Origin of the sequence: Streptomyces aureocirculatus, assembly GCF_000720475.1 — a bacterium.
Classification (GTDB): Bacteria; Actinomycetota; Actinomycetes; order Streptomycetales; family Streptomycetaceae; genus Streptomyces; species Streptomyces aureocirculatus.
In genome coordinates, this window is the sequence record NZ_JOAP01000020.1 from 132,063 (window position 1) to 148,658 (window position 16,596).

Annotated in this window: 14 protein-coding genes; 11 read left to right on the top strand and 3 right to left on the bottom strand. The window is 70.7% G+C overall.

The window, feature by feature from the left end; all coding sequences use genetic code 11:
• The first annotated feature begins 201 nt into the window (after positions 1 to 201).
• The 8 genes from IG78_RS44945 (at position 202) to IG78_RS0119825 (ending at position 8,943) form a co-directional block, all read left to right on the top strand.
• Positions 202 to 795 carry a tyrosine-type recombinase/integrase gene (locus IG78_RS44945; protein ID WP_078965261.1) on the top strand — a complete coding sequence of 198 codons (594 nt, stop codon included), beginning with the start codon at positions 202 to 204 and terminating at the stop codon, positions 793 to 795.
• 222 nt (positions 796 to 1,017) lie between these two features.
• The gene (locus tag IG78_RS0119795) at positions 1,018 to 1,767 is read left to right on the top strand and encodes a GntR family transcriptional regulator (RefSeq protein WP_030565039.1); all 750 of its coding nucleotides are present in this window, start codon (positions 1,018 to 1,020) and stop codon (positions 1,765 to 1,767) included.
• A gap of 317 nt (positions 1,768 to 2,084) precedes the next feature.
• A complete protein-coding gene (locus IG78_RS0119800) occupies positions 2,085 to 3,098 on the top strand; it encodes a sugar ABC transporter substrate-binding protein (protein WP_030565041.1) in 1,014 nt (337 codons plus the stop codon).
• A complete protein-coding gene (locus IG78_RS0119805) occupies positions 3,095 to 4,153 on the top strand; it encodes an ABC transporter permease (RefSeq protein ID WP_030565044.1) in 1,059 nt (352 codons plus the stop codon). The genes IG78_RS0119800 and IG78_RS0119805 overlap by 4 nt, the downstream gene beginning before the upstream one ends.
• A complete protein-coding gene (locus tag IG78_RS0119810; RefSeq protein WP_030565046.1) occupies positions 4,150 to 4,992 on the top strand; it encodes an ATP-binding cassette domain-containing protein in 843 nt (280 codons plus the stop codon). Before IG78_RS0119805 ends, IG78_RS0119810 begins: the two co-directional genes overlap by 4 nt.
• Before the next feature lie 496 nt (positions 4,993 to 5,488).
• The gene (locus tag IG78_RS0119815) at positions 5,489 to 6,646 is read left to right on the top strand and encodes an ROK family glucokinase (RefSeq protein ID WP_030565047.1); all 1,158 of its coding nucleotides are present in this window, start codon (positions 5,489 to 5,491) and stop codon (positions 6,644 to 6,646) included.
• Positions 6,647 to 7,258 carry a hypothetical protein gene (locus IG78_RS0119820; RefSeq protein ID WP_030565049.1) on the top strand — a complete coding sequence of 204 codons (612 nt, stop codon included), beginning with the start codon at positions 6,647 to 6,649 and terminating at the stop codon, positions 7,256 to 7,258.
• Positions 7,259 to 7,578: 320 nt separating this feature from the next.
• Entirely contained in the window at positions 7,579 to 8,943 is a 1,365-nt protein-coding gene (locus IG78_RS0119825; protein ID WP_078965263.1) for a sulfite oxidase, read from the top strand.
• A gap of 132 nt (positions 8,944 to 9,075) precedes the next feature.
• Here IG78_RS0119825 and IG78_RS0119835 read toward each other — a convergent pair whose 3' ends face one another.
• Together IG78_RS0119835 and IG78_RS50180 are read right to left on the bottom strand one after the other, a co-directional pair.
• A complete protein-coding gene (locus tag IG78_RS0119835; protein WP_078965265.1) occupies positions 9,076 to 10,179 on the bottom strand; it encodes an ornithine cyclodeaminase family protein in 1,104 nt (367 codons plus the stop codon).
• A 105-nt stretch (positions 10,180 to 10,284) separates the two neighbouring features.
• On the bottom strand, positions 10,285 to 11,046 hold the full coding sequence (locus IG78_RS50180; protein WP_169749704.1) for an LmbU family transcriptional regulator: 762 nt from the start codon (positions 11,044 to 11,046) through the stop codon (positions 10,285 to 10,287).
• 537 nt (positions 11,047 to 11,583) lie between these two features.
• Here IG78_RS50180 and IG78_RS0119845 point away from each other — a divergent pair.
• From IG78_RS0119845 to IG78_RS0119855, 3 genes are read left to right on the top strand one after another with little or no spacing between them, the layout of a single operon-like run.
• On the top strand, positions 11,584 to 12,555 hold the full coding sequence (locus tag IG78_RS0119845; RefSeq protein ID WP_051852778.1) for a thioesterase II family protein: 972 nt from the start codon (positions 11,584 to 11,586) through the stop codon (positions 12,553 to 12,555).
• Positions 12,552 to 13,799, top strand: a complete 1,248-nt coding sequence (locus IG78_RS0119850; RefSeq protein ID WP_030565058.1) for a cytochrome P450 — start codon at positions 12,552 to 12,554, stop codon at positions 13,797 to 13,799. Before IG78_RS0119845 ends, IG78_RS0119850 begins: the two co-directional genes overlap by 4 nt.
• A complete protein-coding gene (locus tag IG78_RS0119855; protein ID WP_030565059.1) occupies positions 13,796 to 14,533 on the top strand; it encodes a thioesterase II family protein in 738 nt (245 codons plus the stop codon). The genes IG78_RS0119850 and IG78_RS0119855 overlap by 4 nt, the downstream gene beginning before the upstream one ends.
• A 3-nt stretch (positions 14,534 to 14,536) precedes the next feature.
• Here the strand turns inward: IG78_RS0119855 and IG78_RS0119860 are convergent, their stop codons facing one another.
• On the bottom strand, positions 14,537 to 16,447 hold the full coding sequence (locus IG78_RS0119860; protein WP_051852779.1) for an AfsR/SARP family transcriptional regulator: 1,911 nt from the start codon (positions 16,445 to 16,447) through the stop codon (positions 14,537 to 14,539).
• Positions 16,448 to 16,596: the final 149 nt, after the last annotated feature.

Sequence of the window (16,596 nt, forward strand, 5' to 3'; positions counted from 1 at the left end):
CAGTGGAGATCGCTGCCCGTCAGGTGAGCTGTGCGCGCACCCGGTGGGCGTCGACGGCCACTTTGCATCTGCGCTACGCCGAGTTGGATCTGGGAGACGCGGTCTTCGAGTACCCGGTGCTGGTCTCCGCCCGCCCCGCCCCTTTCCCTCTGCCCGCTTCAGGTTCGACGCCTCAGACAGAGTTGCCCGGCCTGGAGCCTGATGTGTGCCTGGCTTCGGTGTCACCCGCTGGAAACTCACCGGCGAAAAGCCCAGCAAGTCGAGTGGGAACAAAAACACCACGCCGACCCGGCCAAGTACGGCCCGTACAACCACTCCGGCAAGGTCTTCACCCAAGCCGACGGAAGCCCTTGGCACCCCAACAACGTTTCCCAAGCCTTCGAACGCTTCGTCAAGCGACTTGGCATGCCACCCATCCGACTCCACGACCTACGGCACTGCGCCGCATCCCTCAGCCTTGCCGCGGGCCTGTCCATGAAGGCAATCCAGGCCCTCCTCGGCCACAGCAGCTACCAGCTCACCGCCGACACCTACACCTCGCTGATGCCGCAGTTCGAGCAGGCGGCAGCCAACGCACCCGTCGAGCTCGTACCGCGCCGCAAGACGGTTGAGCAGCTCACCACGGAAAAGCTGTCCACCGTGCCCGCGGCGATGGATGAGGATCCTGCCGTCTCCGCAATGACGGAAGAGACGACGCCCAGCGCCGACAAGCCTGATCAGAAGGGCGAAGACGACTGCCACCTTCGCCTTGTCCTTCCCCCCGTGGCCTTGGACGACGCCCCGGACGCCGCCTGACGCGCTGTCCCCCGTTTGTCCTCCGGTCTGCTAAAGAGCCCCGTGGAGATCGCTCCAAGGGGGCTCTTCGCTGCTCCGCCGCTGGTCACAGGCGTGAGCGCGGGCCGTGCGCAACCCAGGTTTTGTCCTGACAACAGAACTTCCGAACTTCCCGTCATCATCTCCCCGGACTACGCTCGCCCCGTGACCGAACCAGCAGCAGCCAAAGCCGCCAAACCGGCCGTGGATCCCACGGTGGCCCTGCACCTCGGTGTCGACCGCAGCAGTCCGGTCCCGCTGTACTTCCAGCTCGCGCAGCAACTGGAGGCGGCGATCGAGCGCGGCGCGCTGACGCCGGGCAGCCTCCTCGGCAATGAGATCGAACTGGCGGGGCGGCTCGGTCTGTCCCGGCCCACCGTGCGGCAGGCCATCCAGTCGCTCGTCGACAAGGGCCTCCTGGTGCGCCGCCGCGGCGTCGGCACCCAGGTCGTGCACAGCCAGGTCAAGCGCCCCCTGGAGCTCAGCAGCCTCTACGACGACCTGGAGGCGGCCGGACAGCGGCCGCAGACCCGGGTGCTCCGCAACGTCGTCGAGCCCGCGTCCGCCGAGACCGCGGCGGCGCTCGGTGTCGCCGAGGGCAGCGACGTCCACTTGGTGGAGCGGCTCAGGCTCGCGCACGGCGAACCGATGGCCCACCTGCGCAACCGCATACCGGCCGGACTCCTCCCGCTCGACACCGAGCGCCTGGAAGCCACCGGCCTCTACCGCCTGATGCGGGCCGCGGGCATCACCCTGCACAGCGCGCGCCAGTCCGTGGGCGCCCGCGCCGCCGGAGCCGAGGAGGCCGGGCTGCTCGCCGAGGCCGAGGGCGCCCCGCTGCTCACCATGCGGCGCACGACCTTCGACGACACCGGGCGCGCCGTCGAGTTCGGCTCGCACGTCTACCGCGCGTCGCGGTACTCCTTCGAGTTCCAGCTCCTCGTACGGCCATGAGGGCGCCGGGTACGTCCTGAGCGACTCGTACGGCCGTAAGAATGTTATGACAAAGCCATTGACGTTGCCGCGCTCCCGCCGTTAGAACTCACCAAGCCGCATCCGGGCGGCCGAAGCCGGGGGTCACGGGCCGTACCACGGGAATGTGCGCCGCCCGCGGTACCCGATGACCGCAGTGGTGAGGTGTGTGACCGATACTTGGGCGGCCGGGCCCGGGCTACGGACCCGGCCGCACCGACAGAGCACGGCAAGCACAGCGAGCACGGCGAACACCGGCGAGCACGGCAGACACGGCGAAGCGAGAAGGGCACGGGGACGTGGCAAGGGTTGGTACTGGAGTACGTGCGGTGGGTGCCGTCCTTGCGGCGGTGCTCGGAGCGTCCCTCGTGGGATGCAGCAGCACCGGAGGCAAGCGGGCCGAGGACGCGCGCAAGGCGTCGCAGGCGCGGGGCAAGGCGGCGGTGAGCACACCCCGCTGGACCTTCGCGATGATCACGCACTCGGGTGACGGCGACACGTTCTGGGACATCGTCCAGAACGGCGCCAAGGAGGCGGCGCGCAAGGACAACATCAACTTCCTGTACTCCCACCACGACGAGGCGCAGCAGCAGGCGCAGCTCGTCGACGCCGCCGTCGACAAGAAGGTCGACGGCATCATCGTCACGCTGGCCAAGCCCGACGCGATGAAGGCCGCCGTCGCGCGGGCCCGCAAGGCCGGGATCCCGGTGGTGACCGTGAACTCGGGCTCGGCGGAGTCCAAGAAGTTCGGCGCCCTGACCCATATCGGCCAGGACGAGACGATCGCGGGCGAGGCCGTCGGCGACGAGCTGAACAAGCGCGGCAGGAAGAAGGCCCTGTGCATCCTGCACGAGCAGGGCAACGTGGGCCACGAGCAGCGCTGCGACGGCGCCAAGAAGACGTTCGAGGGCGAGATGAAGAACCTGTACGTCGAGGGCACCAACATGCCCGACGTGCAGTCCTCCATCGAGGCCAAGCTCCAGTCCGACCGGGACATCGACGCGGTGCTCACCCTCGGCGCGCCGTTCGCCGACACGGCCGTGAAGGCCAAGGAGGGCGCGGACAGCAAGGCGGAGGTCGACACCTTCGACCTGAACGAGAAGGTCGCCGGGGGTCTGAAGTCCGGCAAGCTCGGCTTCGCCGTCGACCAGCAGCCCTACCTCCAGGGCTACGAGGCCGTGGACCTGCTGTGGCTGTACCGCTACAACGCCGACGTCCTCGGCGGCGGCAAGCCCGTCCTCACCGGACCGCAGATCATCACCAAGGACCAGGCTTCCGAGCTGGAGGACTACGCGAAGCGAGGGACCCGATGAGCACCACCGCCCCCGCCCCCGCACCGGGGAAGCCGGCGGCCGACGAACGGCTCCTGAAGACCTCGCCGCTGAAGAAGTTCCTCGGCCGGCCCGAGCTTGGCTCCGTCGTGGGCGCCGTCGCGGTGTTCCTGTTCTTCGCGGTCGTCGCCGACAGCTTCCTGCGCACCACGAGCCTCGCCACGGTCCTGTACGCGGCCTCCACCATCGGCATCATGGCGGTGCCGGTGGCGCTGCTGATGATCGGCGGCGAGTTCGACCTGTCGGCGGGCGTCATGGTCACGACGTCCGCGCTGATCTCATCGATGTTCAGCTACCAGATGACCGCCAACATCTGGGTCGGCGTCGGTGTGTCCCTGCTCGCCACCCTCGCCATCGGTGTCTTCAACGGCGTCATGCTGATCCGCACCGACCCACCCAGCTTCATCATCACGCTCGGCACCTTCCTGATGCTCACGGGCATGAACCTGGGCTTCACCAAGCTGATCAGCGGCACCGTCTCCACCAAGTCGATCTCCGACATGGAGGGCTTCACGTCCGCGAAGGACGTGTTCGCCTCGACGATCACCGTCGGTGGTGTCGACTTCAAGATCACCATCGTGTGGTGGCTCGCGATGATCGCGGTCGCCACCTGGATCCTGCTTCGCACCCGCGCCGGTAACTGGATCTTCGCGGTCGGCGGCGGTGAGCAGGCGGCCCGCGCGGTCGGCGTCCCGGTCGGCCGGACCAAGATCGGCCTGTATATGGGTGTCGCCTTCGGCGCCTGGGTCTCCGGCCAGCACCTGCTCTTCAACTACGACGTCGTCCAGTCCGGCGAGGGCGTCGGCAACGAGCTGATCTACATCATCGCGGCCGTCATCGGCGGCTGTCTGATCACCGGTGGCTACGGCTCGGCGGTCGGTGCCGCGGTGGGCGCCCTGATCTTCGGCATGACCAGCAAGGGCATCGTGTACGCCGAGTGGAACCCGGACTGGTTCAAGTTCTTCCTCGGAGCGATGCTGCTCCTCGCGACCCTGCTCAACGCGTGGGTCCGCAAGCGTGCGGAGGCGACGAAATGACGACCGAGGCCGCCCCCGAGGTCACGAAAGGCCCCGCCGACCGCACGCCGCTGGTCGAGCTCGACGGCGTCAGCAAGTACTACGGCAACATCCGCGCCCTCGAAGGGGTCTCCCTGGAGGTGCACGCGGGGGAGATCTCGTGCGTCCTCGGTGACAACGGCGCGGGCAAGTCTACGTTGATCAAGATCATCGCGGGTCTGCACCAGCACGACGCGGGAACCTTCCGCATCGAGGGTGAGGAGACCCGGCTCTCCAGCCCCCGCGAGGCCCTGGACCGCGGTATCGCCACTGTCTACCAGGACCTGGCCGTCGTCCCGCTGATGCCGGTCTGGCGGAACTTCTTCCTCGGCTCCGAGCCGACGAAGGGGGCCGGTCCTTTCAAGCGCCTGGACGTCGAGGCCATGCGCAGGATCACGCACGCCGAGCTGCTGCGCATGGGCATCGACCTCCGCGACGTCGACCAGCCCATCGGCACGCTGTCCGGCGGTGAGCGCCAGTGCGTGGCGATCGCCCGTGCCGTGTACTTCGGCGCGAAGGTTCTCGTCCTTGACGAGCCGACGGCGGCTCTTGGCGTGAAGCAGTCCGGCGTCGTCCTCAAGTACGTCGCCGCCGCGCGTGACGCCGGGCTCGGCGTGGTCCTCATCACCCACAACCCGCACCACGCGTACCTGGTCGGGAACCGTTTCGTGCTCCTCAAACGAGGCGCGATGTCCGGCTCCCATACGCGAGCCGAGATCTCCCTGGACGAGCTGACCCGCCAGATGGCGGGGGGCTCCGAGCTCGATGACCTCCGTCACGAGCTTGAGCGGGCTCCGGAGCCTGGGCTGGGCGCTCCCTAGGGGGCGTGGGGGCGCCCCGTCAGGGGCGCGGGGAACGGCGCGCTCAGCCCGAGAAAACCCGCGGTCGCGTCTGCTGAGTGCCCCGCAGGCGCGTCTGCGGCTTGTCGGTGGCTGGCCGCGCAGTTCCTCGCGCCCCTTGGGGGGTATCGGGGGCGTCCCGTCAGGGGCGCGGGGAACGGCGCGCTCAGCCCGAGAAAACCCGCGGTCGCGTCTGCTGAGTGCCCCGCAGACGCGTCTGCGGGTTGTTGGGGGCTGGCCGCGCAGTTCCCCGCGCCCCTTTGGGGCCGTCAGGGGCGCGGGGAACGGCGCGCTTAGCCCGAGAAAACCCGCAGTCGCGTCTGCTGAGTGCCCCGCAGGCGCGTCTGCGGGTTGTTGGTGGCTGGGCGCGCAGTTCCCCGCGCCCCGGGGGGAACCGGGGGTGCCCCCCGCCCGGGGGTGCGGGGCGGCCAGGTCCCCGTTGTGCGCGCCCCCGCGAGCGTGAGGCAGAATCGGCGCGATGAGCACCTACCGCGACCTCACGCACCGCGGCTCCGCCCGAGCCACCGTTCTGCGGACCGTGGGCACGCGTGAGCGCCGTTCGCATCTGACGGCGCCGCGCGTCCCCACCGTCGGCATCGACATCGGCGGCACGAAGGTGATGGCGGGCGTCGTCGACGCCGACGGCAACATCCTGGAGACGCTGCGCACGGAGACGCCGGACAAGTCCAAGAGCCCGAGGGTGGTCGAGGACACCATCGTGGAGCTGGTCCTGGACCTGTCCGACCGGCACGACGTGCACGCCGTCGGCATCGGCGCCGCGGGCTGGGTCGACGCCGACCGCAACCGCGTCCTGTTCGCCCCGCACCTGTCCTGGCGGAACGAACCCCTGCGGGACCGGATCTCCGGGCGCCTCGCCGTGCCCGTCATGGTGGACAACGACGCGAACACCGCCGCCTGGGCGGAGTGGCGCTTCGGCGCGGGCCGCGGTGAGGACCACCTCGTCATGATCACGCTCGGTACCGGCATCGGCGGCGCGATCCTGGAGGACGGCCAGGTCAAGCGGGGCAAGTTCGGCGTCGCGGGTGAATTCGGCCATATGCAGGTCGTCCCGGGCGGCCACCGCTGCCCGTGCGGCAACCGCGGCTGCTGGGAGCAGTACAGCTCCGGTAACGCCCTGGTCCGCGAGGCCCGCGAGATGGCGGCAGCCGACTCCCCGGTGGCGTACGGCATCGTCGAGCGGGTCAAGGGGAACATCCCCGACATCACAGGCCCGCTCATCACCGAACTCGCCCGCGAGGGCGACGCCATGTGCGTCGAGCTGCTCCAGGACATCGGCCAGTGGCTCGGCGTCGGCATCGCCAACCTCGCCGCCGCCCTCGACCCGTCCTGCTTCGTCATCGGCGGCGGCGTGAGCGCCGCCGACGACCTGCTGATCGGCCCCGCCAGGGACGCCTTCCGCCGCCACCTCACCGGCCGCGGCTACCGCCCCGAGGCCCGCATCGCCCGCGCCCAGCTCGGCCCCGAGGCGGGCATGGTGGGCGCCGCCGACCTGGCCCGCCTGGTCGCCCGCCGCTTCCGCCGCGCCAACCGCCGCCGCGTCGAGCGCTATGAACGCTACGAGCGTTACGCCGAGGCCCGCCGCACCAACGACCGCACCGCCCAGGGATCCCAGTAGATGACCGTGCCCCGCCAGCCCTCGTCCCCGGACCTGCCCGGCAGGTCCGGCCCCGGTGACGGGGAGCGGCAGCGTCCCCCCGAGGACCGCCGTCACATGATCCGCCGCCGCTGGCTCACGGCGACGACCATCGTGCTGCTCATCGGCGTACCCGCCGTGTATCTGCTGATCTCGGCGAACCAGAGCCGCAACAGCGGCCGCGACAAGGAGAAGAAGTACTCCGCGACCGGCCTCACCGCGGGCTGGCCCTCCAAGGTGCAGCGCCGTCTCTACGACGTGCCGGTCCCGCCGTACTCCGAAGAGGTCGCCTACTACGAGACGAACAACTGGCGCACAAGCCGTCTCTACGTCCAGTTCCTCACCAGCAACGAGGGCCTGGACGAGTTCCTCAAGCAGACCGGCACCGGCAAGGGCGTCGGCGCCCTGAAGGCGGACGACATCACCATCAGCAAGCGTGACCGCAACGTCGTCGGCTGGGAGTTCACAGGACCCGGCCCCTGGCTCGGCCTCTCGCACGAGATGAAGAACCCGACACCCACCCAGGACATCGTGGTCAACCGCTCCAACCCGCACCATCCGATGGTGTACGTGGTGTCGACGACGACGCCGTAGCGCGCGGCGGGCGGCACATCGGCCGAGGCCGTGGCGGGTTCCGTCGCGGCCTCGTAGCATGTCGCCATGGTCCTCAGCCGTCGCAGCCCTGTCACCGGTGCCCTCAAGGCCCGCGCGCTGCCGTCGCACGGCTGTTGTTGATCCTCCCGGCTTTCGTTCCCGTGGCTCCCCGTAGCTCCCGGTAGGTCCGCGTAGCCGACCGCGGCTACGCGAGTTCGTCGCAGCTCCAGGTCCTTCCCGCGTGCCAGTCGTTCTGTAGGCGGCACGCGGCACTTCGCGTACCCACGAGACCGACGCGACCTTGGCGGAAGGTTGATCCGATGACCCCAAGCACCCCAAGCACCCCGACGACCCCGAAAACCACAGGGGCACTGGCGACCCCCACGGCCACGGCGAACTCGGCCGAGCCGCTCGACGAAGCCGCGTACGACCGCCGCCGGTTGCGGCAATGGTTCGCGGGCGAGGCCCGGGCCGCGGGCGTGGCCCGCCGCGACGTCCTGCGCCTCGCCGGCGTCGCGGGCCTCGCCGCGACCGTCCCCACCCTGGGCGGCGGCCTCCCGCACGCCCACGCCGTCACTCCCCCCGGCTCCGCTCCCGGAATTGCTCCGGGCATCGTCAAACCGCTTCCCGACGACGTGTTCACCGTACGCGGCACCAACGCCGAGACCCGCTTCGAGGCGCTCGCGGCGACCGGCCACCTGACCCCCGCCTCGCACTTCTTCGTCCGCAACCACACCACGACGCCCCGCCTCGACGCCGACACCTGGCGCCTGACGGTCTGGGGCGACGGACTCACCGGCGGCGCGCGCGAGTTCACCCTCGCCGAACTGAAGCGGCTGCCGTCGACCTCGCGCACGGCGTTCGTGGAGTGCGCGGGCAACGGCCGCGGTCTCTTCACCACCCAGCAGGGCCAGCAGGTGTCCGGCACGGCCTGGACGCTCGGCGCCGTCGGCCAGGCGCACTGGCGCGGCGTCCGCCTGGCCGACGTGCTGCGCCGGGCGGGCCTCGCGCGTCACGCGGTGGACGTCATGCCCCGCGGCCTCGACGACGACTACATCACCGCGGACGGCACCCGCCTCGGCCGCGTGCGCCGCCCGCTGCCGCTCGCCAAGGCCCTGGACGACGTACTCCTCGCGTACGAGATGAACGGCGAGCCGCTGCCGCCCGACCACGGGCACCCGGTGCGCGTCGTCGTGCCGTCCTGGATCGGCATCGCCTCCGTGAAGTGGGTCGGCGACATCGAGGTGTCGGCGACGCCCCTCTTCTCGCCCTGGAACACCGACTTCTACCGCCTCTTCGGCCCCGGCCACTCGCCGCGGGGCTCCGGCCCCCTCACCCGCCAGACCCTCAAGTCGGCCTTCGAGCTGCCGTGGAACGCGCACTTCGAGGCCGGGTTCCGGCACCGCCTGACGGGCCGCTCCTGGTCGGGCGGCGGCGCCGTCGACCGCGTCGAGGTCAGCACCGACCACGGCGGCACCTGGCACCGCGTCCGCCTGCACGACGTACCGCGGCACGGTAGCTGGGTCCGCTGGTCCGCCGACTGGCACCCCCGCGCCCCCGGCCCCACCGTGCTGCTCGCCCGCACCACGGACACCACCGGCCGCACCCAGCAGGCCACAACCGCGCACAACACCCAGGGCTACCTGTTCGACGCGGTGGTGCGGCACCCGGTGACGGTGGGTTGAACCATATGAAGCGCATGAAGCGCATGAAGCGCATGAAGCGCATGAAGCGCATGAAGCGCATGAACCGCATGAAGGTCACGAAGCGTGTGAGGCGCATTGAGGGAAATTGAGTGAAGGGGCGGGTGCGGGGCCTCAGTCGACCGGGGCGCGCCAGCTCTCGTACGCGGCCACCGCCACCGCGAGGTCCTCCCAGGCCATGCCCGCCGACTTGAACAGGCGTGGCCGCCCGGCCTCGACGGTCACCTCGCCGCGGGCCAGTTCGCGCAGCGTGCGCAGACGGCCGAGGTCGAACCGCGCGGTGGTGACCGCCTGCACGATGTCCCCGCACTCACGCATGGCCACGGACCGGGATTCGGCGACCACCGTGGCCCGGCCCACGAGGCGTTCGTCGACCTCGCGCGCGTCGGGCTCGTGCGAGCCGACCGCCGCCACCGTCGCGTGCGGGGCGAGCAGCGCGCTGTCGAACAGCGGCTCCCGGGCGGTGGTGCAGCAGCACACGACATCGGCGTGCGCGACGTCCTCGGGCGTCGCGGCGGCCGCGGTGAGCCCCGCGCCGCGGCAGCGGTCCACGAACGCGGCCACCCGTTCGCGGTCGCGCCCCACCACGTCCACGTGCGCGAGAGCGGGGCGCACCGCCCGTACGGCCTCCACGTGCCCCCAGGCCTGCGGCCCGGTCCCGAACACGAGCAGCCGCCCGGCGTCCGGCACGGCGAGGCGGCGGATCGCCGCACCCGACACCGCGGGTGTGCGCAGGGAGGTCAGCGCGGCGCCGTCGAGGAGGGCGAGCGGCTGATGGGTGTCGCCGTCCAGGAGGAAGTACAGGCCCTGGATGCGGGGGAGTCCGCGGGCCGGGTTGTCGGGCGTCGCGGTGACGACCTTCACGCCCGCGTACGAGCTGGTCGACGACGGCATCAACAGGAGCTGACCACCCGTCACGCCGACCACGCTCCGGGCCGGTTCGGCCTCGGGGTCGAGTCCGCCCCGCACCAGCGCGTCCTCGACGGCGTCGACGGCGGCACCCGGGGGGACGAGCAGGGCCAGGGCCGCGGCGTCGAGGTGGGGGAGGGGGTGGTCGGAGACCTGGGGGGCGGTGAGGGCGCCGATGGCGGCGGCGCCCGGCGGCGAAGCGTCGCGGGTCGCGGCCCGAGGTGAGGCCGCGCCGGGAGCGGGGGCGCGCGGAGCCGGTGCTTGGGGTGCCGGGTCCAGGGGTGCCGGGGCATCGTGGTCGGGGATCATCCGGTGCTCCTCACCTGACGGGCCGTGAGCAAACCTGGGTCTTGGCTGAGGCGGCGCGAGGCCACCGGCCTCGGGAGGCGGTACCGGGGGACGGGACGGCCGGGGCTAGGGCGCGGGCGCCGGGGTGTCGCCTCCCGTCCTGGCCCCGGTCTTCGTCCCGGTCTTCGTCTCGGTCAGGGTCCGGACGGCGGACTGCAGCACCCGGGCGGCCCAGTCGCTGTTGCTCAGACCGGAAGACTCCGCGATCCGGGTGATCTGGTCGAACTCGCCGACCGGCAGATCGATCTCTATCGTCGCCGCCTTGCCCGCGGCCCCGGCCCCGGCACCGTCCGTGGGGACCGCCTGCCGACCGGTGGACCGCCCGCCCACAGCGGCCACCGGCGCGACCGCCCCGCTCTCGCGCTCGGCGATGCTGGCCCGGACCTGCTTCCGCAGGGTGTTGCGGGACCAGGCCTGCTGCTCGGCCTTGCGCAGCCAGTAGTCCTGTTCCGGGGCGGGCAGGCGTGCCACCTCCGCGTGGTGGGCGAAGCTGAGCGCCTCGTGCCGCCGGTGGTGCTCGAACCTCCGGGCCACCCAGGCGTAGTTGCGCAGGGTCTGGTAGTCGAGCCCGGTGCGCGCGATCGCGTCACGGTACTGCGGGCCGTACGCGTTCTCGCCGTAGATCATCCAGTCCGCGAGCCACCAGACAAAAGAACTCGAAACGTCTTTCAGTTGATTTCCTACGGCCTCCCACGATTGCCTGGCCATTCCCGGAGGAAAGGTGATTCCCATTTTGTCGAGAGAAGCATGGAAGGTCAGACTGCTGAGGGGTGAAGCAGTCTTGGCCTCGAAGGCGACCAAGGGTAATTGGACATCGCTCGAGATCATTACTCGTACCTACCTCGTGTTGAATCGATCCCAGTCGACTCCCCCGTCGCGCGACCCACGCGAACCGCTGCCTCGAGTGCTCTGTGCACGCGGCGGCGGGATGTGATCCCTGAAGGCATGATCATCGCGGCTCGGTGTTCCGGTCATACGCGCTGCGGAAGATTATTCAACCATCGCGGAATCCGGCCGTCACGCCTTGTACGGGAAGGCGTCCTGTTGACATGACAGTGGTGCGTCACCTCGTTATCCGAATGATCCTTTATCGCGCGGCTGAGCCGTACTCGCTTTCTCGGGCACGTCACCGCAGGCCACGGGGGGCGCCGACGCCCCGTGCCTCCTTTCTCACCCCAGAGACGACCACTGCCCGGTAGGACGCCCGCGGACCCGCCGACGGATCGGTCGATGATGGGCCAGTGACGATCGGAGGACGGCGCTGCCTACGTTCGGAGCGGCCGACAGTGCCAATCACCGGACGAGGGAAGAGGGCTGGACATGGGATCGTGGCTGCGGCGATATCAGCATGATGAACAGTCGGCCATGACGCTCGTCTGTCTGCCGCACGCAGGCGGGACGGCCGCGATGGTCGCCGCGTGGCATCCACTGCTGCCCGCGGACGTCGAGCTGATCGGCGTGCAGTATCCGGGACGTCAGGACCGGCTGGCGGAACCGCACATCGAGGACCTGGTGGCAGCCGCCGACCGGGTGGCGGCCGAACTCGGCGAGCTGCCCGACCGGCCCGTCGCGCTCTTCGGCCACAGTGTGGGCTCCGCCCTGGCCTACGAGATCGCTCTGCGGGTGGAGCGGAACACCGGTCACGACCTCCGGCACGTCTTTGTGTCGGCGCGGCGGGCCCCGCACCACCGGCACGGCGAGGACGACCACCGGCTCGACGACGAGGACCTGGTCGCCACCGTCCAACAGCTCGGCGGCCGGGACCTCCAGGTGCTCGAAACCCCCAGGCTGTGGCCGGTCGTGCTGCCGTCGCTCCGGGCCGACCTGCGGATGGCCGACCGCTACCGGCCCACGCGCCTGGAACAACTGCACGCGCCCGTCACCGCGTTCGGCGGCGAGAGCGACCACACCTGCACACCACGGGACCTGGACACCTGGGGCGATGCGACCGCCGAGAAGTTCGACGTCCAGCTCTTCCCCGGACGGCATCACTATCTGACCGAGGACCCCGCACCCGTGGTGGAGGCGATCACGCAGCGGCTGCGTACCGCGACGTCCGATCCCGGCTCCTCGCGGCGCGCACCGGTCGCCGCGGCGAACCCGCCCGCGTCCAGGGCTCTGGAGATAGCGGCCGTGTGGCAGGAGGAGCTCGGCGGCACCGCGGTCGGGGTGGACGACGACTTCTTCGAACTCGGCGGCAACTCGCTGGTCGGGATGCAGATCATCGACCGTATGCGGGCGCTCTACGGGGTCGAGCTCTCCGTGCGCGCCTTCTATCTGGCGCAGACGCCGACTGCGGTCGCCGAACTGATCGAGAAGGAGGGGGTGGCGCTGTGAGGCTGACGGCGGGGTCAAGCGATGCGGTCGACCTCGACCACGTCGACCTGTTCGACCCGGAACTCTTCGCCCTCGGCGATCCGCACGCGATCTGGGACGTCATGCGGGCCGAGGCGCCGCTGCACCACCAGACCCTGCCCGACGGGCGCACGTTCTGGTCGGTGACCCGCTACGAGGACGTCTGCCGTGTCCTCGGCGACCACCGCGTCTTCACCTCCGAACGCGGCACCGTCGTGACCCAGCTCGGGCAGGACGACATCGCCGCCGGCATGCTGATGACGTCCACCGACCCGCCGCGTCACACCGAGGTCCGCCGGTCGATCAGCGGCCGGCTCACGGCGCGGGCGGTGGCGTCCTGGGAGGAGCGGATCCGCCGGGCCGTGGTGGGGTTCCTCGAACCGGCGCTCGACGGCGGCCGGTGGGATCTGGCCGAGGGGGCGTGGCGCCTCCCGATGATCGTCGCGGGTGCCCTGCTCGGAATCCCGGAGCGGGACTGGGACGAACTCGTACGCCTCACGGCGATGGTGACCGCTCCCACGGATCCGGAGTTCCGGATCGGCGCCGAGCACGCGACGCTCACCATCGCGCACCACGAGATCTTCGAGTACCTCAACGCACACATCCGGCAGCGGCGGGCCGCGGGGGGCGAGGCGGAAACCCTCTTCGACCACCTGATGGCCGTCCGCGCCGGCGGAGCGCCGCTGACCGACGAGGAAATCGCCTACGACGCCTACAGCCTGCTCCTCGGCGCGAACGCGACGACACCGCACACCCTCTCCGGGACGGTGCTCACGCTGATCGAGCGACCCGAGCAGTTCGACAAGGTGCAGGCCGATCCTTCGCTGACCCCGGCCCTGGTGGAGGAGGGGCTGCGCTGGACGTCGGCCGCCTGCAACTTCATGCGGTACGCGACGGCCGACACCGATGTCGCAGGCGGCACGGTCCGCGCAGGTGACGCCGTCGTCGCCTGGATCGGGTCGGCGAACCGCGACGAGGCGCAGTTCGCCGCCCCCCACCAGTTCGACGTGGTGCGGGCGGAGAACCGGCACGTGGCCTTCGGGTTCGGGCCGCACTACTGCATCGGCGCCCCGCTGGCCCGCATGACCGCCCGCATCTTCTTCGAGGAACTGTTCCGGATGTTCGCCTCGGTCGAGCTCGACGGCGAACCACAGCACCTGCGCTCGATCTTCATCGCGGGCATGACCCATCTGCCCCTCGTCACCCGGAAGCGAGCGACCCCATGAAGATCGGCTCCGCGAACAACAGGTCGCCGTGGTTCGTGCGGCCCCCGGCCGCCGAACACCCGGCCCGGATGTTCTGCTTCCCCTACTCCGGAGTCGGCGCGTCCAGCTTCCACGCGTGGCCCGCCGTGCTCGACGACGTCGAGATCTGCCCGCTGCAGTTCCCGGCCCGCGAGAACCGGATGGCCGAACCCCACTACGGGACCTACCAGGAGCTCGCCGCCGCGCTGATCGAACCGCTGGTGCCGCAACTCGACCGGCCCTTCGCGTTCTTCGGCCACTGCGCGGGCGCGCTGCCGGCGTTCGAGACGGCCGTGCTGCTGGCCGAGCTCGGTCTGCCCACCCCGGACACGCTCTTCGTGTCCGGCCAGGTGGCACCGCACGACTGCCCGTTCGACCGGATGCTCACCATGAGCGAGGCCGAGCTGCGCGCGGAACTGGAGGGCGTCACGCGCAGCCGGGGGCTCGAACCGAAACCGGACATGATCGACATGGGTCTTGCCGTACTGCGCCGCGATCTCGACGCCAACGGTGCCTACCACCGGTCGGAACCGGTCGTGCTGCCGTGCGAGATCGTGGTGCTGCACTGGCGGGACGACCCCGAAGTAGAGGTCGGCCAGCTCCAGGGATGGCACCGGTACTCCGACTCCGTCGACGTCCGGATCGTCGAGGGCGGCCACTACGACTTCCTCGACGCGCCGGAGGAACTGACCAAGCTCCTGACCGGTGGGCGCTGACGCCTACGCGGCGCCGTCGCGGTCCCGCCCGCGTTCGCGGTCGCGCTCCCGGTCCTCCGGACAGCGCTCGACCAGTTCGACGGGCCGCACCTGCCTGCGGGTGCGGTCCGTCAGGGTGCGGGAGTACGCCCGTACCAAGCCGTGTATCCGGTAGGTCCCGGGCACGGTCGGCTCGACGAGGTGCCGGTCGGCGAGCGCCTCCAGGAAGCGCTCGGCGCGAGCGTCGGGGACACCGGCGAGACCGGCGGCTTCCGCGACGTCGATCCGGTCGGTGCGCGCCCGCCCGAGCACCCCGAAGAACCACTGCAGGCCAGGTTCCAGGCGCCGGTAGGAGGAGAGCAGCCTGGACGCGACACTGCGGTCCTCCGCGCAGAGTTCCGCCAGCAGCTCCTCGCCGTCGGCCAGCCGGCCGGCCAGGTCGCCCACCGTCCAGTGGGCGCGGTGCCGAAGCCGCGCAGCGGCGATCAGAAGAGCGAGCGGCAGCCCGCCACAGAGCCTGACCACGGCACCGGTGTCGGCCGGCTCATCCTCGGCGCGCGCGTCTCCGAGCGCCCGTGAGAACAGCACCCGGCCCTGCTCGGCGGGGAGCGCCGCGAGCGACACGGTGCGGACGCCGTCGAGACCGGCGAGCCGGTTTCTGGTGCTGATCAGTACCAGACAGTCGGCGCTCTCCGGCAGCAGCGGTCTGACCTGTGCGCTGCCGCGGACGTCATCGAGCACGATCACGGCGCGGCGTGTGCGCAGGCTCGCCCGCCACAGCGCGGCACGTTCCCCCAGGCCGGCCGGGATCTCCCGGTCGGGGACGCCCAGGGCGACCAGCAGATGCCCGAGCGCGGCGGCAGGGCTCATCGACGTGCCGTCGCCGGTGTGTGCCCCCATGTCGAGGAAGAGCTGCGCGTCCCGGTAGTCACCGGCGAGTTCGCGTGCGGCCCGGATGGCCAGTGCGGTCTTGCCGACGCCCGGCATGCCGTCGATCACCACGGTGCCGCTGCGCGCGGACCCCCCGGCCGCGCGCGGACGCGCCGCCGAGACGATCGCACCGAGCTCGGCGGCCCGGCCGACGAGTTCGGGTACGTCGGGAGGCAGGGTGGAGGGGCCGTGCGGCAGCCCCTCCGGCCGCGGCGCCAGCTCGTTCACCCTGATACGCGCGCACAGCCCGCGCAGCCGGGACCCCGGCTCGGTCCGGTACTCCTCGCGCAGGACCTTGCGGGTCCGGTCGTAGACGGCGAGCGCCCTGGCCCGTTCGCCCAGCTCGGCCAGCGCACGCATGAGGCAGCAGACGAGCCCCTCGCGGTGCGGATTCACCTCGACCAGTTCCATGAGTTCGACGATCAATGTGCGGTGCCGGCCCGCGTCCAGTTCCAGCTCGACGCACTCCTCGTACGCGACGAGCTTCTCCTCGTGGAACGTCGCCGCCACAGCGTCGATGAACGCGCTGTGCACATTGCTCAGGACCTGCCCGCCGCACAGCGCCAACGCGTGCCGGTACTCGACGACGGCTTCCGCCTTGCGTCCCCCTCGTGCCACATGTTCCCTGGCGAGCGCGACCCGGCGCCGGAACGTACGCAGGTCGGTCTCGCCGCTGCGGATGCGCAACCGGTAGCCGGGCGGCGCGGTCTCCACCACGACCCCTGCCCCCGCGAGCTGTTTGCGCACATCGGAGATGCTGTTCTTGATCTGCTTCTCCGCCGTCGCGGGCGGCGTCGGCCCCCATACGGCGTCCACGAGACGGGTGACCGACATGACCTCGCCCTCGGCCACGAGCAAGCACGCGAGCACGGTCCGCGAGCGGTTTCCCGGCAGTTCGCGCCGCTCACCCGCGACCCGCACCTCCAGTGGGCCGAGCAGGCGGAATTCGACGAACTCGCCGGTACCGGCATGCGGACCCCGACATCGACTCAACGCTTCAGTCATCTACGGAAATCTCCTCCGTCGGTCACGCATGCGTTTTCTGCCGCAATGGCCGAAGTCATGGAAAAGCCTTTTGTGCAAGGACCGTTGCGGCATCGGGAGTTTCATCAGTATGAGCGGCGGCATTCTGCGTGGGCAACCGCTTTCGGTTG

Coding starts and splice junctions, on each gene's coding strand:
- IG78_RS0119855 (WP_030565059.1), top strand. CDS start 13,796: ATGAAGATCGGCTCCGCGAACAACAGGTCGCCGTGGTTCGTGCGGCCC.
- IG78_RS50180 (WP_169749704.1), bottom strand. CDS start 11,046: ATGATCTCGAGCGATGTCCAATTACCCTTGGTCGCCTTCGAGGCCAAG.
- IG78_RS0119835 (WP_078965265.1), bottom strand. CDS start 10,179: ATGATCCCCGACCACGATGCCCCGGCACCCCTGGACCCGGCACCCCAA.
- IG78_RS0119820 (WP_030565049.1), top strand. CDS start 6,647: ATGACCGTGCCCCGCCAGCCCTCGTCCCCGGACCTGCCCGGCAGGTCC.
- IG78_RS0119805 (WP_030565044.1), top strand. CDS start 3,095: ATGAGCACCACCGCCCCCGCCCCCGCACCGGGGAAGCCGGCGGCCGAC.
- IG78_RS44945 (WP_078965261.1), top strand. CDS start 202: ATGTGTGCCTGGCTTCGGTGTCACCCGCTGGAAACTCACCGGCGAAAA.
- IG78_RS0119860 (WP_051852779.1), bottom strand. CDS start 16,447: ATGACTGAAGCGTTGAGTCGATGTCGGGGTCCGCATGCCGGTACCGGC.
- IG78_RS0119825 (WP_078965263.1), top strand. CDS start 7,579: ATGACCCCAAGCACCCCAAGCACCCCGACGACCCCGAAAACCACAGGG.
- IG78_RS0119845 (WP_051852778.1), top strand. CDS start 11,584: ATGACGCTCGTCTGTCTGCCGCACGCAGGCGGGACGGCCGCGATGGTC.
- IG78_RS0119810 (WP_030565046.1), top strand. CDS start 4,150: ATGACGACCGAGGCCGCCCCCGAGGTCACGAAAGGCCCCGCCGACCGC.
- IG78_RS0119815 (WP_030565047.1), top strand. CDS start 5,489: ATGAGCACCTACCGCGACCTCACGCACCGCGGCTCCGCCCGAGCCACC.